The sequence below is a fragment of the Mycolicibacterium sp. XJ870 genome (assembly GCF_053483975.1).
Window position 1 is genome coordinate 251,450 of sequence record NZ_JBEFTI010000004.1, and the last position, 22,640, is coordinate 274,089.

General features: G+C 65.4%; 21 protein-coding genes. 13 read left to right on the forward strand and 8 right to left on the reverse strand.

The genetic code is table 11. The annotated features are described in order from the left end of the window. Positions 1-214: 214 nt before the first annotated feature. From ABQF30_RS18460 to ABQF30_RS18475, 4 genes are all read right to left on the reverse strand, one after another. On the reverse strand, positions 215-1,357 hold the full coding sequence (locus ABQF30_RS18460) for a histidine phosphatase family protein (protein WP_448466361.1): 1,143 nt from the start codon (positions 1,355-1,357) through the stop codon (positions 215-217). Between the two features lie 261 nt (positions 1,358-1,618). After that, entirely contained in the window at positions 1,619-2,095 is a 477-nt protein-coding gene (locus ABQF30_RS18465) for a nitroreductase family deazaflavin-dependent oxidoreductase (protein WP_448466363.1), read from the reverse strand. A gap of 9 nt (positions 2,096-2,104) precedes the next feature. Beyond that, positions 2,105-2,491, reverse strand: coding sequence for a DUF8021 domain-containing protein (locus ABQF30_RS18470; protein ID WP_448466365.1), 387 nt, complete (start codon positions 2,489-2,491; stop codon positions 2,105-2,107). An 8-nt stretch (positions 2,492-2,499) separates the two neighbouring features. Next, positions 2,500-3,663 carry a steroid 3-ketoacyl-CoA thiolase gene (locus ABQF30_RS18475; RefSeq protein WP_448466367.1) on the reverse strand — a complete coding sequence of 388 codons (1,164 nt, stop codon included), beginning with the start codon at positions 3,661-3,663 and terminating at the stop codon, positions 2,500-2,502. A gap of 164 nt (positions 3,664-3,827) precedes the next feature. On the opposite strand from ABQF30_RS18475, the gene ABQF30_RS18480 reads away from it, so the two are divergent. From ABQF30_RS18480 to ABQF30_RS18515, 8 genes are all read left to right on the forward strand, one after another. Further along, the gene (locus ABQF30_RS18480; RefSeq protein ID WP_448466369.1) at positions 3,828-5,078 is read left to right on the forward strand and encodes a cytochrome P450; all 1,251 of its coding nucleotides are present in this window, start codon (positions 3,828-3,830) and stop codon (positions 5,076-5,078) included. Positions 5,079-5,091: 13 nt separating this feature from the next. Next, complete coding sequence (locus ABQF30_RS18485; RefSeq protein ID WP_448466371.1) at positions 5,092-6,096, forward strand: acyl-CoA dehydrogenase family protein; 1,005 nt, start codon at positions 5,092-5,094, stop codon at positions 6,094-6,096. Next, entirely contained in the window at positions 6,096-7,259 is a 1,164-nt protein-coding gene (fadE29, locus tag ABQF30_RS18490) for an acyl-CoA dehydrogenase FadE29 (RefSeq protein WP_448466373.1), read from the forward strand. Before ABQF30_RS18485 ends, fadE29 begins: the two co-directional genes overlap by 1 nt. Positions 7,260-7,264: 5 nt before the next feature. Next, positions 7,265-8,215: a bifunctional MaoC family dehydratase N-terminal/OB-fold nucleic acid binding domain-containing protein gene (locus tag ABQF30_RS18495; protein ID WP_448466607.1), complete on the forward strand. Its 951-nt coding sequence runs from the start codon at positions 7,265-7,267 to the stop codon at positions 8,213-8,215. Beyond that, the gene (locus tag ABQF30_RS18500; protein ID WP_448466375.1) at positions 8,197-8,601 is read left to right on the forward strand and encodes a MaoC family dehydratase; all 405 of its coding nucleotides are present in this window, start codon (positions 8,197-8,199) and stop codon (positions 8,599-8,601) included. The genes ABQF30_RS18495 and ABQF30_RS18500 overlap by 19 nt, the downstream gene beginning before the upstream one ends. Then, positions 8,601-9,758: a 17-hydroxy-3-oxo-4-pregnene-20-carboxyl-CoA lyase gene (locus ABQF30_RS18505; RefSeq protein WP_448466377.1), complete on the forward strand. Its 1,158-nt coding sequence runs from the start codon at positions 8,601-8,603 to the stop codon at positions 9,756-9,758. The genes ABQF30_RS18500 and ABQF30_RS18505 overlap by 1 nt, the downstream gene beginning before the upstream one ends. 75 nt (positions 9,759-9,833) lie before the next feature. Then, positions 9,834-10,925: a hypothetical protein gene (locus ABQF30_RS18510; protein ID WP_448466379.1), complete on the forward strand. Its 1,092-nt coding sequence runs from the start codon at positions 9,834-9,836 to the stop codon at positions 10,923-10,925. A gap of 44 nt (positions 10,926-10,969) precedes the next feature. After that, positions 10,970-11,749: a hypothetical protein gene (locus ABQF30_RS18515; RefSeq protein ID WP_448466381.1), complete on the forward strand. Its 780-nt coding sequence runs from the start codon at positions 10,970-10,972 to the stop codon at positions 11,747-11,749. Positions 11,750-11,773: 24 nt separating this feature from the next. On the opposite strand, the gene ABQF30_RS18520 is transcribed toward ABQF30_RS18515, so the two are convergent. Both ABQF30_RS18520 and kstD read right to left on the reverse strand, forming a co-directional pair. Beyond that, positions 11,774-12,634 (reverse strand): enoyl-CoA hydratase ChsH3, encoded by an 861-nt coding sequence (locus ABQF30_RS18520; protein ID WP_448466383.1) that lies wholly within the window; start codon positions 12,632-12,634, stop codon positions 11,774-11,776. A gap of 1 nt (position 12,635) precedes the next feature. Continuing rightward, a complete protein-coding gene (gene kstD / locus ABQF30_RS18525; protein WP_448466385.1) occupies positions 12,636-14,345 on the reverse strand; it encodes a 3-oxosteroid 1-dehydrogenase in 1,710 nt (569 codons plus the stop codon). A 72-nt stretch (positions 14,346-14,417) separates the two neighbouring features. Between kstD and ABQF30_RS18530 the strand changes: the two genes are divergently transcribed. The 4 genes from ABQF30_RS18530 (at position 14,418) to ABQF30_RS18545 (ending at position 17,661) form a co-directional block, all read left to right on the forward strand. Next, on the forward strand, positions 14,418-15,203 hold the full coding sequence (locus tag ABQF30_RS18530) for a 2-keto-4-pentenoate hydratase (protein WP_448466387.1): 786 nt from the start codon (positions 14,418-14,420) through the stop codon (positions 15,201-15,203). A gap of 12 nt (positions 15,204-15,215) precedes the next feature. Further along, the gene (locus ABQF30_RS18535; protein ID WP_448466389.1) at positions 15,216-16,148 is read left to right on the forward strand and encodes an acetaldehyde dehydrogenase (acetylating); all 933 of its coding nucleotides are present in this window, start codon (positions 15,216-15,218) and stop codon (positions 16,146-16,148) included. Continuing rightward, a complete protein-coding gene (gene dmpG / locus ABQF30_RS18540; protein ID WP_448466391.1) occupies positions 16,145-17,197 on the forward strand; it encodes a 4-hydroxy-2-oxovalerate aldolase in 1,053 nt (350 codons plus the stop codon). The genes ABQF30_RS18535 and dmpG overlap by 4 nt, the downstream gene beginning before the upstream one ends. Positions 17,198-17,280: 83 nt before the next feature. After that, positions 17,281-17,661, forward strand: a complete 381-nt coding sequence (locus ABQF30_RS18545) for a hemophore-related protein (protein WP_448466393.1) — start codon at positions 17,281-17,283, stop codon at positions 17,659-17,661. Positions 17,662-17,708: 47 nt separating this feature from the next. Here ABQF30_RS18545 and ABQF30_RS18550 read toward each other — a convergent pair whose 3' ends face one another. Next, the gene (locus tag ABQF30_RS18550; RefSeq protein ID WP_448466395.1) at positions 17,709-19,421 is read right to left on the reverse strand and encodes an alpha/beta hydrolase; all 1,713 of its coding nucleotides are present in this window, start codon (positions 19,419-19,421) and stop codon (positions 17,709-17,711) included. Between the two features lie 148 nt (positions 19,422-19,569). Here ABQF30_RS18550 and ABQF30_RS18555 point away from each other — a divergent pair, with 148 nt between their 5' ends. Next, on the forward strand, positions 19,570-21,645 hold the full coding sequence (locus tag ABQF30_RS18555) for a RecQ family ATP-dependent DNA helicase (RefSeq protein WP_448466397.1): 2,076 nt from the start codon (positions 19,570-19,572) through the stop codon (positions 21,643-21,645). Here ABQF30_RS18555 and ABQF30_RS18560 read toward each other — a convergent pair. After that, positions 21,642-22,556 (reverse strand): IclR family transcriptional regulator, encoded by a 915-nt coding sequence (locus tag ABQF30_RS18560; protein WP_448466399.1) that lies wholly within the window; start codon positions 22,554-22,556, stop codon positions 21,642-21,644. The genes ABQF30_RS18555 and ABQF30_RS18560 overlap by 4 nt on opposite strands. Positions 22,557-22,640 lie beyond the last annotated feature (84 nt).

The window sequence follows — 22,640 nt, forward strand, 5'->3', positions numbered from 1 at the left end:
GCCCGCGTGCGCGAGCATCTTGAATTGTTCATTCTGCCTCCGTTGGCGTAATGGTTTCTGGAGCAAAAACCATGGTTGAGCTGATTAGTGGGCTGGTGGGAGATTGTCCCGGTGTTCGGGACCGATTCGTGCGGAGCTACACCGCGCCAGAAACAATTCAGCCCGCTACTCGGAATGAGTAGCGGGCTGAATTGGTCATTTGCGCCGGTTCATCTCACGCGGCGTCATTGTCGGCTGGTTTGTCGTCGCCGGCTTTCGCGGTCTCAGTCTTACCGGACTTTCCTCCGGCGGCGAGTTTCCTTACGGTTTCGCCGACCTGCTTCATTGACGAATCGACATCGGCCTTCACACCCTGGACCGCTGCCCGAACCCGTTGGCCCACAGCTGAAGAGGCCTTCCCCGGTGTCACCTTGTTGCCATCGGTCAGCTTCGTGGCACCGTTGACCGTGGTGATGCGGGCCTGCTGCCGGTCAGCAGTGGTCGCGGACTTTTCCTCTGCGGCAAGGGTGTTCGCAGACTGGGTCAGGCCACCGATCTCATCGCCGATATCCTCTGCCATGTCCAGGCCGAACTTGACCGGCGCAGTGGCGACGTCGACGGCGCTGTCGCGAACCGTGTTGGCGATCGTCGTGATGTCGCCCGTCTTGACGGCCTGCTGAACGTCATAGGCGGCAGTCTGCGGGGCAACCACCAGATCGCGAACATTGACGAACACCTTTATCGGGAACGTCGCCGGCCCGACCTCCGTGTCGGCCCAGCGCTTGAGCGTCCACCCACCCTCGCCATTGCTTTCGACCACCACGACGTCGGTGTTCTCGAGCGGGTGCTGTGCGAACAGCATCAGATCCGGGTTGTCGACGTTCATCAGGGTCCAGAACATCATCGTGGCTCCGTGCGAGAACACCACCGGGTTGTCGTCGCCATTCGCCTCGACCTGGGCAAGTGCGGCATCGACGCGGGCGTCGAACTCGTTGCCGTCCTCAGACCCGGGTATGCGCACGAACCGCGCACCCAACGTCCATGCCAGCGGGGCGAGGGCGTAGCCCAGTCGGCCGAGGCCCTCTTCCTGGGATTGGCCCTCGAAAATCCCGGCATTGATCTCGCGGAAGCCGCCGATCACCTCGGCAGTGCCGCCGGGCAGGTCGGCGTACGCGGCCGTCTGCTGGGTCCGGATCATGTCCGATGCATAGAGGCCGTCGTAGGCGTCGATGTCGTACCCGTAGCCCGTGAGCTTGTCCGGCACCCCGGCTGCCTGGGTTTCGCCGAGCTCGGTGAGACCCGGACCTGGCACCGAGGTGTCGATGTTCCCCGACGCATTGCCCTGGGATTCGCCGTGCCGCACGAACGTCACCGTCATGGCGGAAGCTGGAAGGACCGAGACGGCAAAGAGGGCGCTGGCCGTGAGGGCTGTCGCGGCGGCTCCGGCGGTCCGGCGACCTGAGGGTTTCTGCATGTAGTTCTCCATCTGTACACCGAGGTGTGGGCTCTAGCACACTCGGTGTTCACCTGTGTGCCGGCTCACTGTACAACATCGCGAATGTGTCTACTGACGCGATCGGAAAACTACAAAACGCCCCTGAACGCAAAGGTTCAGGGGCGTTGACGCTGGTCGACAGCGTTATGGATCGCAGATGACGATCGGGATCTTGCGTTCGGTGTAGGACCGGTAATTTGCGAAGTCGGCGTACATCGCATCCAGCTTGGGCCAGTACTCGTCGCGTTCGGCGTCGGTGGCCTCACGCGCCACCAGCTCCAGTCGTTCCTTCTTGGTCTGGAATGTGATGGCGGGGTTGGCTTTCAGGTTCAGGTACCACATCGGGTTCGTCGCACGGCCGCCCTGCGAGGCCACCAGGACGATGCGCTTGCCCTCCTGCAGGAAGAGCAGCGGACTGTCCCGGGGTTGCCCGGACTTTCGCCCGATGGTGGTCAGGATGCCGACCGCCGCGCCGCGCAGGAACTTGTTACCGAACTTGCCGTTCGTCTTCTTGAAGATCCAGGTCTGGGCCCGCGACATCCACTTGATGGCGGTGCCGGTGGACGGCGCATTGAGCCGTTCGACCTGTTTGGGGTTGAGCGGCTTCGGCGTATTGGCCATGGAGTGAACCTATCGGCTGATGAACGGCTTGAGGGTGGCGTGAATGTGGTGGATGGTAGCCAACCCACTCGGATCAGTAGCCGGGATCAGGAAGGTTTCGTCGACGTGCGAGCACACCCGCCGTCCGGCCAGCCGGGGCTTGGTCAGCACGTCGAACCGGGCCCGGATGTGGTCGCCGTCGACAGTGAACTCGGGCGGCGTCGCAGATTCGATCAATTTGAACTGCGGGCCGTTATTCAGACTGCGCCGCAAGTGATCTCCGGAGCGTCCGGTTTTCAGGCCCATCTCGATACGGATGCAGTCCGGCGCGAACGGCACCTTGTCGGCCTGGTGTGTGACGAGCGCGTCTATGTAGGACTGAGCCGCTGCGATGCGCTCGGCTTCGGAGAAGGTCACGGAAGGTCTCAGATTCTTTCGATGATCGTGCCGGTCGACAACGCGCCGCCGGCGCACATCGTGATCAGCGCAGTGCTCTTGTCGCTGCGCTCGAGTTCATGCAGTGCGGTGGTGATCAACCGCGCGCCGGTGGATCCCACCGGGTGCCCGAGCGCGATCGCCCCGCCGTTGACGTTGACCTTGTCCATATCGGCATCGTGCACCTGAGCCCAGGACAGCACCACCGAGGCGAACGCCTCGTTGATCTCGACGAGGTCGATGTCACCGAGCTTCATCCCGGCCTTCTCCAGCACCTTGGCGGTGGACTGCACCGGACCGTCGAGGTGGTAGTAGGTCTCGGAGCCGACATTGGCCTGCGCGACGATCCGGGCGCGTGGCTTCAGTCCGAGTGCGCGCGCCTTGTCTTCGTCCATCCACAGCACCGCGGCGGCGCCGTCGGAGATCTGTGAGGACGTGCCCGCGGTGTGAATACCGCCTTCCATCACCGGATTCAGTGACGCCAACGCTTCGGCCGTGGTGTCACGCAGGCCCTGGTCACGGGTGACCGGCGCCCACTCGGCCGTCGGCTGCTTGTTCTCGTCGAGCACCGGCGCGGAGATCGGCGAGATCTCCCGGTCGAACCGGCCCTCGGCCCATGCCTGTTTCGCCTTGCGTTGCGAAGCCAGGCCGAGCGCGTCGACGTCGGCGCGGGTGATGCCGCGGCGCTTGGCGATCCGCTCGGCGGCCTCGAACTGGTTGGGCATGTCGATGTCCCACGACGACGCGCGGATGATGCTGCGGTCCGGACCGGCGTTGGCGCCCAGGCCGACCCGGCTCATCGCCTCGATGCCGCAGGCGATGCCGATGTCGATAGCACCCGTGGCGATCAGGCCGGCGACCAGATGGTTGGCCTGCTGCGCGCTGCCGCACTGGCAGTCGATGGTGGTGGCGCCCACGTGCTCGGGCAGGCCCGCGGTCAGCCAGCCCACGCGGGTGATGTTGTTGGACTGTTCGCCGTATTGCGTGACGCAGCCGCCGATGAGCTGCTCGACGTCACCGGCCTCGATCCCGGCCTTCTCCACGAGTGCCTTCTGCACGGCGCCCAACAATTCGGTCGCGTGCAGGCCGGACAACCAGCCGTTGCGCTTTCCGATCGGGCTGCGAGTGGCTTCGACGATGACAGGATTACCCATGTGGCCAGGCTAGAACACGTTTCATTACTCTGACAAGCGACGATGCAACACTGCCTTTGATCTGCGGTCAAGGCATGTTTCAATGGTCCTAATCGGTACTAGACCACGTTGTGTCAGGTGCTCTCAGACAGAACACGCCTGCTACAGACATTAGGAGTAGTCACATGGCCTGCCCGAATCTGCCCAAGGGCTTCGATCCTCTCGACGCGAGCCTGAACCTCGAGCGTCTGCCTGTCGAGGAGCTCGCCGAGCTGCGCAAGTCCGAGCCCGTCCACTGGGTCGACGTTCCCGGCGGCACCGGCGGGTTCGGTGACAAGGGCTATTGGCTCGTCACCAAGCACGCCGATGTCAAAGAGGTGTCGAAGCGCAACGACGTGTTCGGCAGCTCGCCCGACGGCGCCATCCCGGTCTGGCCGCAGGAGATGACGCGCGACGCGATCGACCTGCAGAAGGCCGTGCTGTTGAACATGGACGCGCCGCAGCACACCCGGTTGCGCAAGATCATCTCCCGCGGCTTCACCCCGCGCGCGGTGGGGCGCCTGAAGGAAGAGCTCGATCTGCGGGCACAGAACATCGCCAAGGAGGCCCTTGCCGCCGGCCGCGGTGACTTCGTCGAGCAGGTCTCGTGTGAGCTGCCACTTCAGGCGATCGCCGGTCTGTTGGGCGTGCCGCAGGAGGACCGCGACAAGCTGTTCCGCTGGTCGAACGAGATGACCGCAGGCGAGGACGAGGAGTATGCCGACGTCGACCCGGCCATGTCGTCCTTCGAGCTCATCACCTATGCGATGAAGATGGCCGAGGAGCGGGCGAAGAACCCCACCGATGACATCGTCACGACGCTGATCGAGGCCGATATCGAGGGTGAGAAGCTCTCCGATGACGAGTTCGGTTTCTTCGTGGTGATGCTCGCGGTGGCCGGGAACGAGACCACCCGCAACTCGATCACCCACGGGATGATCGGGTTCTCGCAGCATCCCGAGCAGTGGGAGCTCTACAAGAAGGAGCGCCCCGAGACTGCTGCCGACGAGATCATCCGTTGGGCCACACCCGTCTCGGCCTTCCAGCGCACCGCACTCGAGGACACCGAGCTCAGTGGCGTGAAAATCAAGAAGGGCGAGCGGGTCGTGATGTCCTACCGCTCGGCCAACTTCGACGACGAGGTTTTTGACACACCTCACGCCTTTAATATCCTGCGCGACCCGAACCCGCACGTCGGGTTCGGCGGCACCGGCGCCCACTACTGCATCGGCGCCAACCTGGCCCGGATGACCATCAACCTGATCTTCAACGCAGTCGCCGACACCATGCCCGATCTCAAGCCGATCGGTGAGCCCGAACGCCTGAAGTCGGGCTGGCTCAATGGTATTAAGCACTGGGAAGTCGACTACACCGGCATGTGCCCCGTAGCGCAATAACTTAGGAGAACGGGTGGATTTCAGTCGAAACCCCGAACAGCAGGCTGTTGCCGATGTGGTGACGTCTGTGCTGGAGCGGGACAATACTTGGGACGCACTGGTTTCCGGTGGCGTAACGGCATTGGCAGTTCCGGAGCGACTCGGCGGTGACGGCCTCGGACTTCTCGAAGTGGCGACCGCGCTGACCGAGATCGGCCGGCACGGCACGATCAGCCCGGCGCTCGCCACCCTCGGCCTAGGGTTGGTGCCGTTGCTCGAACTGGCTTCGGATGCACAACAGGACCGTTACCTTTCCGGGGTGGCCAAGGGTGCGGTGCTCTCGGCGGCGCTGAACGAGACCGGTGCGTCGATGCCGGACCGTCCAGCCACCACGTTCTCGGGCGGGAAGCTCAACGGCACGAAAGTCGGTGTGCCATTTGCGCAGAGCGCGCAGTGGCTGGTGGTCACCGCCGACAACGCGGTCGTCGTGGTTTCACCGACCGCATCCGGCGTCACGGTGACGAAAACACCGACCGCCAACGGTTCCGACGAATACGTGGTGACGTTCGCCGACGCCACCGTGCCCGACGAGGATGTGCTGGACGGGGCGAGCGCGGCGCGGGTGAATCAGTTGGCGCTGGCGACGACGGGCGCGTTCGCGGCCGGACTGGTCGCCGGTGCGCTGCGGCTCACCGCCGACTACGTGGCCAACCGTGAGCAGTTCGGCAGGCCACTGTCGACGTTCCAGACGGTTGCCGCCCAGCTGTCCGAGGTGTACATCGCCTCCCGCACCATCGATCTGGTGTCGAACTCGGTGGTGTGGCGGCTCTCGGAAGGGTTGGACACCGATGAGGACCTTGCCATCCTCGGCTACTGGCTGACCTCGCAGGCCCCGCCCGCGATGCGCATCTGCCATCACCTGCACGGCGGTATGGGCATGGACATCACCTATCCCATGGATCGCTACTACTCTTCGATCAAGGATCTGACGCGACTGCTCGGCGGTCCGTCGCATCGCCTGGACCTGGTGGGGGTTTAATGTACATCGAGCTGACTCCCGAGCAGCGAGCACTGCAAGCCGAACTGCGGCAATACTTTTCGACGCTTATCACGCCTGACGAGGCGGAGGCGATGGCCTCCGATCGGCACAATGAGGCCTATCGCGCGGTGATCAAGCGGATGGGCTCCGACGGCAAACTCGGGGTGGGCTGGCCAAAGGAGTACGGCGGCCTGGGCTTCGGCCCGATCGAGCAGCAGATCTTCGTCAACGAGGCCAACCGCGCCGACGTTCCTCTGCCGCTGGTGACACTGCAAACCGTAGGGCCGACGCTGCAGGTGTACGGCACCGAGGAGCAGAAGAAGAAGTTCCTGCCCGGCATCCTTTCCGGCGACATCCATTTCGCGATCGGCTACTCCGAGCCCGACGCGGGAACCGATCTGGCGTCGCTGCGCACGACTGCGGTGAAACACGGTGACGAATACATCGTCAACGGCCAGAAGATGTGGACCACCGGCGCCCATGACGCCGACTACATCTGGCTGGCGTGCCGGACCGATCCGAGTGCGGCCAAACACAAGGGCATTTCGATCCTGATCGTCGACACCAAGGATCCCGGCTACTCGTGGACGCCGATCATCCTGTCCGACGGTGCCCACCACACCAATGCCTCCTACTACAACGACGTCCACGTCCCCGCCGACATGTTGGTCGGCGAGGAGAACGGCGGCTGGAAACTCATCACCACCCAGCTCAACCACGAGCGGGTCGGCCTCGGGCCGGCCGGCCGGGTCGCCGGTATCTACGACCAGATTCGGACCTGGGCGTCCAAGCCAGGCGCGGACGGGGTGACACCCATCGAGCAGGAAGGTGCGCGGCGTCTGCTCGGCCAGATCAAGGCGATCTGGCGGATCAACGAGTTGCTCAACTGGCAGGTCGCTGCATCGGGCGAGACCATCGCCGTCGCCGATGCCGCGGCGACGAAAGTCTTTTCCACCGAACGCATTCAAGAGGTCGGACGGCTGGCCGAAGAGCTGGTCGGACGCTACGGCAACCCGGCTGACCCGGAGACCGCCGAGCTGCTCGACTGGCTCGACAAGATGACCAAGCGCAACCTGGTCATCACGTTCGGCGGCGGTGTCAACGAGGTGATGCGGGAGATGATCGCCGCGTCCGGGCTGAAGGTGCCGAGGGTTCCGCGGTGAGTGACGTGTCAGGCGATCTGCAGAAGGCAGTAGACGAGATCAAGGCTGCGGGCCGCAGCAAGCCGCGCGTCGGCCGGGATCCGGTGAACCAGCCGATGATTCACCATTGGACCGATGCCATCGGCGACCGCAACCCGATCTACGTCGACGAACAAGCCGCGAGAGCGGCGGGCCATCCCGGCATCGTCGCGCCGCCGGCCATGATCCAGGTGTGGACGATGATGGGCCTGGGCGGTGTTCGGCCCGACGACGATCCGCTGGGCAAGATCATCGAGATCTTCGATGCCGCAGGCTATGTCGGCGTCGTCGCCACCAACTGCGAGCAGACCTATCACCGCTATCTGCAGCCGGGTGAAGAAGTCAGCATCGCCGCCGAGCTCACCGACGTCATCGGGCCCAAGCAGACCGCATTGGGTGAGGGCTTCTTCATCAACCAGAAGATCACCTGGCAGGTCGGCGACGAGGATGTCGCCGAAATGGCCTGGCGGATCATGAAATTCCGGCCGGCCGAGAAAGACAAGCCGGCGGTTCCGGACGATCTGGATCCGGACAAGCTGATGCGTCCGGCCGCGTCCCGCGACACCCAGTTCTTCTGGGACGGCGTCAACGCGCACGAACTGCGGATTCAGAAGCGCCCCGACGGCGCTCTGCAGCATCCGCCGGTGCCCGCGGTATGGGCCGGTAAAGACGAGCCGACGGATTTCGTCGTCGCCTCCGGCAAAGGCACGGTGTTCAGCTTCGTCGTGCATCATGCGCCCAAGGTGCCCGGCCGTACCCTGCCGTTCGTCATCGCCCTCGTCGAACTCGAGGAAGGGGTGCGGATGCTCGGCGAACTGCGCAATATCGACCCCGACAAGGTGCAGATCGGAATGCCTGTGCGCGCAACCTTTATCGACTTCCCGGACAGCGATATCAGCCCGGCGTGGACCCTGTACGCATGGGAGTCGGCAAAGTGACACAGGTCGGCACCAAGCTGCCGGAACTCAAGATCTACGGCGACCCGACGTTCATCGTCTCTACCGCCATCGCCACCCGCGACTACCAGGATGTTCATCACGACCGGGACAAGGCACACGCCAAGGGGTCGAAGGACATCTTCGTCAATATCCTCACCGATACCGGACTCGTGCAGCGGTATCTGACCGACTGGGCCGGGCCGTCGGCACGGATCAAGTCCATCGGCCTGCGCCTCGGCGTGCCGTGGTACGCCTACGACACCGTGACGTTCGCCGGTGAGATCACCGCAATCGAGGACGGCGTGGCAACCGTGAAAGTGGTGGGCAGCAACAGCCTCGGTGACCACGTCATCGCCACTGCCACACTCACATTGGGGGACAACTGATGCTCTCCGGCAAGGCGGCCATCGCCGGTATCGGCGCCACCGACTTCTCCAAGAACTCCGGGCGTAGTGAGCTGCGGCTCGCCGCAGAAGCGGTGCTCGACGCGCTCGGTGACGCCGGCCTGGCGCCGTCGGACGTCGACGGCTTGGTGACCTTCACGATGGACTCCAACCTGGAGACCGCCGTGGCCCGGGCCACCGGGATCGGCGACCTGAAGTTCTTCAGCCAGATCGGGTACGGCGGTGGCGCGGCCGCTGCGACCGTGCAGCAGGCGGCCCTCGCGGTCGCGACCGGCGTGGCCGAAGTGGTTGTGGCATACCGGGCTTTTAACGAGCGTTCGGAGTTCCGCTTCGGTCAGGTGATGACCGGCCTGACGACCAACGCCGATTCGCGCGGGGTCGAGTACAGCTGGTCCTACCCACATGGGCTGAGCACACCGGCGGCGTCGGTGGCGATGATCGCCCAGCGGTACATGCACGAATACGGCGCGACGAGTGCGGATTTCGGTGCGGTATCGGTGGCCGACCGCAAACACGCCGCGAACAACCCCAAGGCGCATTTCTACGGCAAGCCGATCACCATCGAGGATCACCAGAACTCTCGGTGGATCGCCGAACCCCTGAGGTTGCTCGACTGCTGCCAGGAAACCGACGGTGGGGTGGCGATCGTCGTCACGACCCCCGAGCGGGCCAAAGACCTCAAGCACCGGCCGGCCGTCATCGAGGCGGCGGCCCAGGGCGCGGGCGTCGACCAGTTCACCATGTACTCGTATTACCGCGATGAGCTGGGACTACCCGAGATGGGTCTGGTCGGACGCCAACTCTGGGAGCAGTCCGGTCTGTCACCCGCCGACATCCAGACGGCGATCCTGTACGACCACTTCACCCCCTACACCCTGATCCAGCTGGAAGAGCTTGGGTTCTGCGGTAAGGGCGAAGCCAAGGATTTCATTGCCGATGGTGCGATCGAGATCGGCGGGCGGTTGCCGATCAACACGCACGGTGGGCAGCTGGGCGAGGCCTACATCCACGGCATGAACGGGATTGCCGAAGGGGTGCGCCAATTGCGGGGCACGTCGGTGAATCAGGTCGACGGTGTCGAACACGTGTTGGTCACCGCCGGTACCGGGGTGCCGACCTCGGGGTTGATCCTGGGATAAAGGTGCGTCGGAACCCCCGCTGGGCACGGTAATCTTTGCTGCAAACAGCAGGACGCGTGGAAGGGGGGCCGTGTCGTGGGGATGATGCCTGACAGCAGCCCGTTTGGGTCGCAGACCGTGATGGGCCCGGGTTGGCCGAATGTCGACGAAGAGCAGTTGACGGCGGCGGCAGCTTCGTACGAGAAGTTGGCCGCCAAGATCAGCGGCAACATCGTGCCGGAGCAGACCAACCAGCTGGCGAAGCTGGGGGAGGTATGGCAGGGCTCCGGGTCGTTGGCCGCTTCGGGCGAGGCGACCACGATGATCGCCGGCCACCAGGCCAACGCTGCGCAGGCTCAAGCGATCGCCACCCAACTGACTCAAATGGCGGCCGCGGTCGTGCAAACGAAGATGGCGGTCAACGCCGCGGCGCAGGAAGTGCAGCACGAGGTCGAAGCGCTGCAGGCGGTGCCCATCGCCGATAAGCAGGCATTGATCGAGAGCCGGGTCAAGGCGGGGCTCGCGCAGAACGTCGCAACCGTCACCGCAGGCACCACCCAGATGGCCAGCGCGCTGGGGACGGTGGCCAATGCGCCCCAGTTCGGAACGCCGCCGACGGCGCAGGCGCAGCAGGCCGGCCAGCAGGGCATGCAGCAGATGATGCAGCTCCTCGGTCAGCTCCCGCAGATGTTGGGCCAGATCCCGCAGATGATCGGTCAGATCCCCCAGCAGCTTTCGCAACCCCTGCAACAGCTTTCACAGCCGCTGCAGCAGCTGACATCGATGTTCGGTTCGGCGGGCAAGGGCGGCACCGGGGGCGGACCGTCGCCGTTTTCGTCCTTCTCCAACCATCCGTTGGCCGGCGGATCCGGCCCGAGCAGTGGTGCGGGCATGGTCAAGTCGGCGTCGTTGCCGGGTTCGGGCGGAGCCGGCGCGCAGACACCGCTGATGTCGAAACTCGTGGGTGGTACGGCCCCGGTTTCGGTGGATCCTGGGCTGGCGGGCAGTGCCGCCATCGGAGTCGCTCCGGTGGCCGCCGGCGCCATGGGCGGTATGGGCGGCGGTATGGGTGCCCCGATGGGAATGATGGGACAGCGAGGCACAAGTGGAGGTACAGCGGCGGGGTTGGCTGTTCCCGCTCCGCTGGACCACAGCTACGACGATGGCGGCGACGACGATGAGTGGTGAGCACGCGATGTTCGGATGCACGATGAACTTTGAAGGAGTTACCCGTGGCTGATACGCCGTTCACCACGCCTGGCACGCTGAACTGGAGTGCCGCGCCCATTCAACTTCCGGACATGCCGAGGATCCCGCCTGGCGAGGACGCCATGAGTATGACGATCGCCGGTTTGCTGCCGACCATGGCCGCCTCGTTGACCACGAACGTCACAGCATTGGCGGCCAAAGAGAACATGTTCAACGGCAAGCTGGGTGATGCCCAGGGTGCCTATGAGAAAGCCGACCAGGCCGGCGGGGAAGGCGTGGGTCAGCTTGGCCAGATGATGGGCCAGCTCGGCCAGATGGGTCAGATGGCTAGTGCCCCGGCACAGGCCGCGGGCCAGATGGGCGGGCAGTTCGGCTCGCTGATGGAGCCACTGATGAAGGCCATGGAAGGTGCCAAGGGCGGCGGTTCAGAAGGCGGCGCCGCCCCCGGTGCCGGTGCCCCCGGTGGTGCCCCGATGGGCCCGAACCCGCAACAGCAGGCCGCTGAGCGTGAGGCTCAACTGAACGAGCGCGATTCCAAGCAGGACGAGCGAGAAAATCGCCAAAATGAGCGTGACGACCAGCTGGACAAGCGGGAAGCGCAGCTGAACGAGCGGACGGGCGCGGGCGCCGCGGCGTCGGCCGGGCCATCCGCCGCGCCATCAGCGCCGCCGACGTCGGCTGCTCCGCCCGCCGCGGCTGCCGGTCCCAGCGAGAGCCGGCCTGCGCCAGGTCCGGTGCCGGTCACCCCGCATGAGCCTCCGCGCTACAGCGGCGGCGACGACGATCTTTCGCGTCGGATGTAGTGGGCCGAGCTGCGTTCAGAAGCCTTAGGCAGGAACCAGTTCCACACCTGACAGCACGACCGCGTTGTCGCGGCTAGGCGCGGTCAGCACACCGATGAAGCGACCGTCTTCTTTCCAGATGTTGGCTTGCAACGTCTCGCCGGGGAACACCACGCCGGCGAATCGCGCACTGTACGAAGCCACCTGGGACACGTCACCGTCGAGCAGGTTGTCGACGATGGCCTTGCAGCCGATGCCGTAGGTGCACAACCCATGCAGGATCGGCCGGTCGAAGCCGGCGGCCTTGGCGAAGGCCGGGTCGGAATGCAGGGGATTGCGGTCGCCGCACAGCCGGTACAGCAGGGCCTGTTGCGGCAGGGTCGGCAGGGCGATCTCGAGATCCGGCGCGCGCTCAGGTGCCTGCGCCGAAGAAGACGGCCCACGCTCGCCGCCGAAACCGCCCTCGCCGCGCGCGAAGATCGACCGCGTCGTGGTCCACAGCAGTGTGCCCGAGGGATCGGTCACCGTCGTCTCACTGACGATGACGGCGGCCTTGCCTTTGTCCCAGATCTCGGTGAAGCGCTGCACCGACTTCGCCGTGCCGCTGGTCGGAATCGGGCCGGGGACACTGACACCCTCGCTGGCATGCAGCACCTTCGACAGCTCGATGTCGATGCCGGGGAACTGCACCTTCGGCGGCTCGGTCATGTGGAAGCTGACGGCCACGTTCCCGAACGTCGGCAGCACCTGCGGGGTGCCGTCGACCAGATACCGCAGCTCCCGCTGATCCATCGGATCGGCGCCCGCACCGAGGCCGAGGTGGTAAAGCTGGATATCACTGCTGGTCCATGAGAATTCGATGGGTTCCAGCTCGGCGCCCAGCGCCTTGTCGAGATCGATTGGCATATCAGCTCTTTCCGGTGTTGGATGTCGCCGCCGGGGCGGCTCCGGCGATATCCAGTGCTGCGAGGTACCCGAACGTCATGGCGGGTCCGATGGTGCCGCCCGGTCCCGGGTAGGTGTGACCCATCACCGGGGAGCTGACATTACCGGCGGCATAGAGTCCCTCGATCACCGAGTCGTCGTCGCGCAGCGCGCGCCCGCGCACGTCGGTCCGGATTCCGCCCTTGGTGCCCAGATCGCCCGGAACCATCTTGGCCGCGTAGTACGGTCCATTCTTGATCTCGCCGAGGTTCGGGTTGGGCTTGTTGGTCGGGTCACCGTAGTAGCGGTCGTAGGCGCTTTCGCCGCGCTTGAAGTCCTCGTCGACGCCGGAGCGGGCGAAGCCGTTGAACCGTTCGACGGTCGACTTGAAGGCGTCGGCGGGCAGGCCCGTCTTCTGGGCGAGCTCATCGAGTGTCTGAGCCTTGACGACGACGCCCGATTCCAGCCACTTCGACGGAATCCGCTGCCCCGGCTGCAATCCCGCGAAGATGTAGCGGTCGCGGTACTGCTGGTCGAAGACCAGCCAGGCCGGGATGTTCTCGCCGGGCCCTGGTCCCTGGCCGTACTGGCCGCCGTACATGTGATGGCACGCCTCCACGTACGGCATCGACTCGTTCATGAATCGCTTGCCGGCCATGTTGACGATGATCGACCCGGGGGAGTTGCGCTCGGACAATGCGAACCACGGTGCGCCGACCAGCGGAACCGTCGGGCCCCACCAGGAGTCCTCCATGAGTTCCAATGCGGCCCCGAGCTTTTCGGCGGCCAGGATGCCGTCGCCGGTGTTGGCCACCGCTCCGACCGTCCACTCGGTGGTGATCGGCGCGCGCTGGTACTTGACCCGCATCTGCTCGTTGTGCTCGAACCCGCCCGAGCCGAGGATGACGCCCTTACGAGCCCGAATCAACACGGGCTCAGCAGAACCGTCGCGTGCATCAGCCACGTAGATGCCGCGCACCACGCCGTCCTCGACGTAGAGATCCGTCAGCGCGGTGTTCAACTGCACCGGCACGCCGGCCTTCTGCAGACCGATGCGCAGCGGCCCGATCAGGGCGCGGCCCATACCGACCAGGTTCTTGCCGGTGGCGTTGGCCCACACCGAGCGCACACCCACCTTGAGGCTGCGCAGCACACCGCGGGGATGCCGCTTGAGCTGGTTGAGCCGCACGTAGTCCTGCTGCATCACCACCATGTTCAGCGGCACCTTGCCGTACGGCGGCTCCAGGCCCTTCTCGTCCGGCCCGAGCTTCTTGGCGTTGAACGGCTTGGGCTCGACGGACCGCCCGGTCGGCTTGCCGCCGGGTGTCTCCGGGTAGTAATCCGCGTACCCCGGCACCCAGCACAGCTTCAGCGGGGACTTCTTGAGCACGAACGACAGCATCTCCGGCCCGCGGTCCAGATAGGTGTCGATCTTCTCCGCGGGCACCACATCGCCGATGATGTTGTGCAGGTAGGTGCGCGCGGCGTCAGCGGTGTCGGAGACCCCGTCACGCTTGAGAATCTCGTTGTTCGGGATCCACACTCCGCCACCTGACCGCGCAGTGGAACCTCCATAGTGTGGAGCCTTTTCTACGACTACTGTCGAGAGGCCCTGGTGGGCAGCGGTGAGGGCGGCGACCATGCCGGCGGCGCCGCTACCGACCACCACGACGTCGTACTCCTGTCCAGTCATGTAGAACACGTTATAGAATTGGCCGGCCATACAACAACCGCCCCGGTCAATGAAGTGAGGGGACTTCACCACATGCTTAGTGTCGAGGTGCGCGACGAGCTGGCTGCCGACTTGGCCCAGGCCGAGCGCAGTCGGGTTCCGATCAGCCCGTTGACCGACCGTAATCCCGGCATCGATGTGATAGATGCCTACGAGATCCAGCTGATCAACATCCGCCAGCGGATCGCCGAGGGCGCCCGGGTGATCGGCCACAAGGTCGGCCTGTCCAGCAAGGCGATGCAGGACATGATGGGCGTCGACGAACCGGATTACGGGCACCTCCTCGACGAGATGGAGGTGTTCGAGAACAAACCGGTGAAGAGCGCGAACTTCCTCTACCCGCGCGTCGAGGTCGAGGTCGGCTTCATCCTGGCCGACGACCTGCCCGGTGCAGGCTGCACCGAAGAGGATGTGCTGGCTGCGACGGCGGCGTTCGCTCCCGCGATCGAGTTGATCGACACCCGGATCACCAACTGGCAGATCAAGTTGTGCGACACCATCGCAGACAACGCGTCGTCGGCCGGGTGGGTGCTCGGTGAGGCGCGGGTGTCGCCGAAGGACATAGATATACGAGCTATCGACGCCGTTTTGAGGAACCACGGCGAGGTGGTAGCCGAGGGTCGCAGCGATGCGGTGCTGGGCAATCCGGTGACCGCGGTGGCCTGGCTGGCCCGCAAGGTCGAGAGCTTCGGGGTGCGTTTGAAGGCCGGTGACATCGTGTTGCCGGGCTCGTGCACGCGTGCGATAGATGCACCTCCGGGCAGCGATTTCGTCGCGGACTTCGCCGGGTTAGGTTCAGTACACCTGAGTTTCGAGTAGGGAGACATCAAAATGCCGGACACGGCTGGCCGGAAACTTCAAGTCGCGATCGTCGGATCCGGCAACATCAGTACCGATCTGCTCTACAAGCTACTGCGCTCAGAATGGCTGGAGCCGCGCTGGATGATCGGGATCGACCCGGAGTCCGAAGGTCTGGCCCGGGCCCGCAAGCTCGGCCTCGAGACGAGCCATGAGGGTGTCGACTGGCTGTTGGCCCAGGCCGACAAGCCGGACATGGTGTTCGAGGCCACCAGCGCCTACGTGCACCGCGACGCCGCCCCGCGCTACGCCGAGGCCGGCATCCGCGCCATCGACCTGACCCCGGCGGCCGTCGGCCCCGGCGTCATTCCACCGGCCAATCTGCGCGCGCACCTCGAAGCGCCCAACGTCAACATGGTCACGTGTGGCGGGCAGGCCACGATCCCGATCGTGCACGCGGTCAGCCGCGTCGTCGATGTGCCTTATGCCGAGATCGTGGCGTCCGTGTCCTCGGCGTCGGCGGGCCCCGGTACGCGCGCCAACATCGACGAGTTCACCAAGACCACCAGCGCCGGGGTGTCGAGCATCGGTGGCGCCGCCCGCGGCAAGGCGATCATCATCCTCAACCCGGCCGATCCGCCAATGATCATGCGCGACACCATCTTCTGCGCGATCCCCGAGGACGCCGACCGTGACGCGATCGCGCAGTCGATCAAGGATGTCGTCGCCGAGGTGCAAACCTACGTGCCGGGCTACCGGTTGCTCAACGAGCCGCAGTTCGACGAGCCGTCGATGAACTCGGGCGGCCAGGCGCTGGTCACCACATTCGTCGAAGTGGAGGGTGCGGGCGACTACTTGCCGCCTTACGCTGGAAACCTGGACATCATGACCGCCGCGGCGACGAAGGTCGGCGAGGAGATCGCCAAGGAATCGCTTTCTGCGACGGCCCGAGGAGCGCAAGCATGAGCACCAAAGAGATCTTCTTCAACCCGATCTGGGACGTCCGGATGACCGATACGTCGCTGCGCGACGGATCGCATCACAAGCGTCATCAATTCACCAAAGATGAGGTCGGCGCCATCGTCGCCGCCTTGGACACCGCGGGCGTACCGGTCATCGAGGTCACCCACGGCGACGGCCTGGGTGGGTCCAGCTTCAACTACGGCTTCTCCAAGACGCCCGAGCAGGAGCTGATCAAGCTCGCCGCCGAGACCGCCAAGGAAGCCAAGATCGCCTTCCTGATGCTGCCGGGCGTGGGCACCAAGGAAGACATCAAGGAAGCGCAGAACAACGGTGGTTCGATCTGTCGGATCGCCACCCACTGCACCGAGGCCGACGTGTCCATCCAGCACTTCGGGCTGGCCCGGGAACTCGGTCTTGAGACCGTGGGCTTCCTGATGATGAGCCACACCATCTCGCCGGAGAAGCTGGCCGCGCAGGCCCGGATCATGGCCGACGCCGGCTGCCAGTGCGTCTACGTCGTGGACTCGGCCGGAGCGCTGGTGCTCGAAGGGGTGCGCGACCGGGTGGCGGCGCTGGTCGCCGAACTCGGTGACGACGCGCAAGTGGGTTTTCATGGCCACGAGAACCTGGGCCTGGGTGTCGCCAACTCGATCGAGGCCGTGCGCGCAGGCGCCAAGCAGATCGACGGATCCTGCCGCCGCTTCGGTGCAGGTGCAGGCAACGCGCCCGTCGAGGCCCTGATCGGGGTTTTCGACAAGATCGGCGTCAAGACGGGAATCGACTTCTTCGACATCGCCGACGCGGCCGAAGAGGTCGTCGCCCCCGCGATGCCCGCCGAATGCCTGCTCGACCGCAACGCACTCATCATGGGCTACTCCGGGGTGTACTCGAGCTTCCTCAAGCACGCCATCCGGCAGTCCGAACGCTACGGGGTGCCGGCGCACAAGCTTCTGCACCGGGCCGGGCAGCGCAAGCTCATCGGCGGCCAGGAAGACCAACTCATCGACATCGCGCTGGAGATCAAGCGTGAGCAAGAGGCGGCCGCCCGGTAGTGCGGTTTGTTTAGCGTTTTCCGGATCGGTTAACCCTTCGGTTCGCGATCGACCACGATCGCCAACCGAAGGAGTGAAGTTCGATGAAGATGTCCGCACGCGCAGTCCGTCGTTGCCTGTACGGGATGTGCGCCGGCGGCGTCGTCTCCGCCGCATTCACGCTGCCGATGGCCAACGCCGCACCTGACCAGTGCAGCGAGAGCGGCGTCGCCGGCACTGTCAGCTCCGTTAGCGCCTCGACCAGCACATATCTGGCGGAGCACCCCGCGGTGGATCAAGCGCTGACGGATATCGCCAGGCAGCCAGACGACCAGGCCGACGGTCTCTACCGGGCCTACTTCGACAAGAACCCACAGGTGGAGCAGGAGCTCCGGACCATCAACCATCCGGTTGCCGACATCTCGGCGCTGTGCGGTGTCGAGGTGGTGCCGACACCGGTTGCCGAGGCATTGCTCGACCTCTGATGCCAGCGTGACCGGGCGGCGGCTCCATCCCCCGCGCCGTCGCCTGGTTACGCGCTAACGGCCTCGTCTACCAGGCCCAGTTGGCGGTAGACGTCATCGCGGTAGTTGGCCGCTTGCGAATTGATCGGGATCGGGCCACCTTGGGCCCAGTTGTGGATCTGACCCATGCCGATGACGACGGTGACGTCGGCGTTCGGGTCGGCGTCGACCATTCTCTCGGCATAGCGCAGCGCTCCCGGTGCGGCCTGTTCGCGCGAGCCCACGTAGATCGTCGTGGGCGGCATACCGTCGGTCGGCCCAATCATCGGGTTCCATATTTCTTCGGGGCCGCTGGCCCACTGGCCGTAGTACTCCTTGTCCTCCTCCGTGAGCCACACGACCGGGTCATTGACCAACTCCACATTCGGGTCGGTATAAATTTCCTCCCCACTGAGGCCTGGTGAAATCAGCACCATGCGCGACGGAACCCGGTTTTCCAAGCATGCGGAATCGCCATTGCAATCGCGGACGATCTTCTGAACGGCAAGGGCAGACAGCGTGCCGCCAGCAGAATCTGCGTAAATACTGACGTTCTCCGCGCCGTAGGTCTCGACCTCGTTGGCGATGAAGTCGGCCATGGCGGGGACTGAGTTCTCCGCGGTGCCGCCGTCCGGGATCAGTGGATATCGGGGGACGACGATGGTGGCGCCGGTCTGGCGAGCCATCTGGGCGTAGTCCATCCAGTGAATGATGTTGGGGTTGTAGACGAACCCGCTGCCGTGTACGGCGATCACCCGCTCGCCCGTCGGGTTGGGCGGGGTGATCACCCAAACGTCGCCGCCCTCGTAGGAGTCCTTGGTGACGTCCAGCCCGATGGTGGTGAACCAAGGCGGGGTGGGTGTGGTGATCAGCTCGCCCAGCTTCATCGTGATGTTGACGCCGATGACCTGGGAGACCTGCTTCAACGCCTCCATTCCGAACACCGTGATCTGGTCGGTCAAAGACGGGCCCGGGGTCACGACGACATGGTCGATGAGTTCCGGTGGCACCACGATCCCGGGTGCGAGGCCGATGGGAGTCTCGACCTGTTGGATGACGCTGACGCTGCTCAGCAGATTCTCCGGCTGGCGGACTGCTCGCTCGAATTCCCGCCGCGCTGCGGCGAGCAATGCCCACGCCGCCGGGGGTTCGGTTGGAGTGTCCGGCAAGGAGTTCACCGAGAAAGGGTTCAGCATCGCCCCGATGACCGTCGACACCGTCTGGGCCGGGGTAGTGGCGACCGGCTCAGGCGCTTTAGCCGACACCCGCGGGACAGCGGGCAGCACCGATCTGGGGATGTCGGTGATCCGTTCGACTGCGACGGTGACCTGAGGCGCGGCTTCGGGTTTGTCAGGTTCGACCTGGGGGGCGAGGTTCTCCGGCTCCTGCCGCTCGACTGCCTTGGCCGGTGCGCGCTCGACTCGGTGCTGTTTCGGCGCTCGGTTGACCGAACTGCCGCGCCGGGTGGCCCTCGTCGTCGGCCGATCTTCGTCGCCAACGGGTTTCGCACCCGCGGAGTCCAGGGCGTCCCGGACGGCTGTGCGCACTTTCGAGCCGAAGTTCTCTAGATTCTCGCGGGCTTCGCGAACCTTCTCATCAGGCTTCTTCGGTTTCGGCGCTGACTTCTCGGGCGTCTTGGACTCCGCGTCTTTGGTCGATGACGTCGAAGAGTCCGTGGGGTCTGCCGCGGCCACCCCGCATCCGAACCCCATGGCTACCGCTGATCCGACCCCCAGAGCCACGGCCAAACCGCCGACCCGCCCCACATATCCCCCGGTTTGCATATGCCCAGGTCTACCGGACCGGATACCTGTTCCGTGGGCGTTAATCGGCACGCTTAGCAAATGTTCGGTTTTCGGCGATGTCGGGGCGACCCTGCACTATGGGTGCATGGCAACCCGCGAGCAGGCCCAGGCGATTCTCGAACAACTGGCGGGGCCTGCGGCGACGCTGCGGGATGACCAGTGGACGGCCATCGAGGCATTGGTGGTCGGGCGGCGCCAGGCGCTGGTGGTGCAGCGCACCGGGTGGGGCAAGTCGGCCGTCTACTTCATCGCGGCCAAGCTCCTGCGCGCCACCGGCCACGGCCCGACGGTGATCGTGTCGCCGCTTCTGGCGCTCATGCGTAACCAGGTGGCTGCAGCCGAACGGGCCGGGGTGCACGCCGCGACGATCAACTCCGGCAATGTCACCGAGTGGGACGGGATCCATGAGCGCGTCGCCCACGGCGACCTCGACGTACTCCTGGTCAGCCCGGAGCGGTTGAACAACCCTGACTTCCGCGACAACGTGCTCCCCGCGCTGGCCGCCGATGCGGGCCTGGTGGTGGTCGACGAGGCGCACTGCGTCTCCGACTGGGGTCACGACTTCCGGCCCGATTACCGCCGGATCCGCACGCTGATATCCGAATTGGGTTCGAACATACCGGTTTTGGCCACCACCGCGACAGCCAACGACCGGGTGGTCAGCGATGTCGCTGCCCAATTGGGGGTCGGCGGGCGCGACACGCTGGTGCTGCGCGGTGGCCTTGACCGCGAATCGCTGCGGCTATCGGTGGTCAAGGCGGGAAACCCCGCTCAACGTGCGGCCTGGATTGCTGCACAACTAGATTCGCTGCCCGGGTCCGGAATCATCTATACCCTCACGGTCGCGCAGGCAAATGACGTCGCCGCACTATTGGCCGAGCAGGGCCACAAGGTGGGTGCCTACACCGGATCGACGGACCCCGCCGAACGCGAACAGTTGGAATCCGACCTTCTGGACAACCGGGTCAAGGCCCTGGTCGCAACCTCGGCACTCGGCATGGGATTCGACAAACCCGACCTCGGGTTCGTCGTGCATCTGGGCGCGCCGTCGTCGCCGATCGCGTACTACCAGCAGGTCGGCCGCGCCGGCCGCGCCACCGACAGCGCAGAGGTGATTCTGCTGCCGGGTACGGAGGATCAGGATGTCTGGCGGTACTTCGCCTCGGTGGCGTTTCCGTCGGAGTCGATGGTGCGCAACGTCATTGGTGCGCTGGAGATCGACCGGCCGCAGTCCACCCCGGCGTTGGAGACCCTGGTGGATCTCAACAGGTCCCGGTTGGAGATGGTCCTCAAAGTCCTCGACGTCGACGGCGCGGTGCGGCGGGTCAAGGGCGGTTGGGTGGCCACCGGTGAGCCGTGGACCTACGACGAGGAGCGTTACCGCGCACTGGACGAGGCTCGTCGGCGTGAACAGCAGGCCATGCTGGACTATCAGGACACCGACGGCTGCCGGATGGCCTTTCTGCGTGGCCAACTCGACGATCCGGACCTGCAACCCGGCGAGCGCTGCGGTCGGTGCGACAACTGCACCGGAACCCGCTATGAGACCGCGGTCGACGAGGCCACCCTGACCGCAACCCGAGATCGGTTGCGCCGGCCCGGAGTCGAGGTCGCACCACGCAAGCAATGGCCATCGGGACTGGCCAAGTTGGGCCTCGAGCTGTCCGGCCGGATCACCGACGGTGCCGCGCCCGGTCGTGCCATCGGCAGACTCACCGACCTCGGCTGGGGTGCCCGCCTGCGGCGGCTGCTGGCCGAACCCGACCATGAGGTGTCCGACGAAGTGGTGGGCGCAGCCACCGCGGTCCTGAAAGCCTGGGACTGGAAGAACCGGCCGGTCGCCGTGATGGGACTGGACTCGGCAACCCATCCCATGCTGATCTCCTCGACCGTGCAGCGCCTGGCCGAACTCGGCAGGCTGACCAATCTCGGGACGCTGCGGTACGCCCCGGACCGGCGGCCGGTGACGGCGGCGAACTCGGCCTACCGGGTCGCGGCGCTGGACGGGGCGTGGGAGCGGCCGGATCTGGCGTGCGACGGCCCGGTGTTGCTGGTCGACGACATGACCGACACCGGGTGGACGCTGACGATGGCCGCACGCGTGCTGCGTGACGCCGGAGCGCCCGAGGTGCTGCCGTTCGTACTGGCCAGCACTAGCTAACGCGTCGGCTTCACCCCACCCAGTTGGGCGGTGAGCGCATCGGCGGACGCGACGAGGGCGCGGGCCCGTTTGGTGATCTCGGCGTCGGTGAGTGCCCGCCCGATATGCAGCGACACCACCATCACCTGCCGCTGGTGATGGTCGTAGACCGGCGCGGAGATGACGCTGACGTCCTGACGCTGCCGGGTCTGCGCCTCGCCACTGAGGTACACCCGCTCACCGATATCGGAGATCAACTCCCGCAGCAGGGCCTGCAGCTCGTCGGGCAGGGTATTCGACATGCCGGCCATCAAGCCGTACAGCCGCTGGCCGGCCGGGGTCTGCCGCTCGACCAGGTAGCCCGACGCGCGGCACTGGGCGACCACCTGGTCGAGGCGGTCGGATTCCGTGCGCAGCGGGACGGTCGGGGCCTTGGCCAGCCAGGCCCGCAGGGCGTCGTCGTCCCACAGCACGAACATCAAGCCGACCGGCGGCGCGAACGGATAGCTCTGGCCGATCCGGACCCCGACGTCACTGCCCGGCGGGCCGATCAGTTCCAGCACGGTGATCCGGTCGTCGACCACCGCGGAGATCGCCGCGGTGGTATCGAATGCCGCGGAGAGCCGACGCAACTCGGCTCGGGCGGCGGGGTTCACCCGCATCGACTCCTGCGCAGTGTGGCCGAGCGAAATCAATGCCGGCCCAAGGCGATACGACTTGTCGCGACTGGTCTCTCCACCCTCGCGCACCAGGTAGCCCGCGTCGCTCAAGGTGGTCAGGATGCCCAAGCAGGTCGGTTTGCTCAGCCCGACACGGCGGGCGAGCTCGGACAGTCCGAACTGCTCATGCGGATGGCGGGCCAGGAAGTCGAGAACGGCGACGACGCGTGCAGTCGGCGGCGAAGCGCGGCCTGCCGGTGCGGTGACCGCCATAGCACCCTCCCGGGCATTGACTCGAATTAGAACGCGTTCTAGTGTCAGGTCGGAAACTCTACCACGACGGTCCAATATTGGACC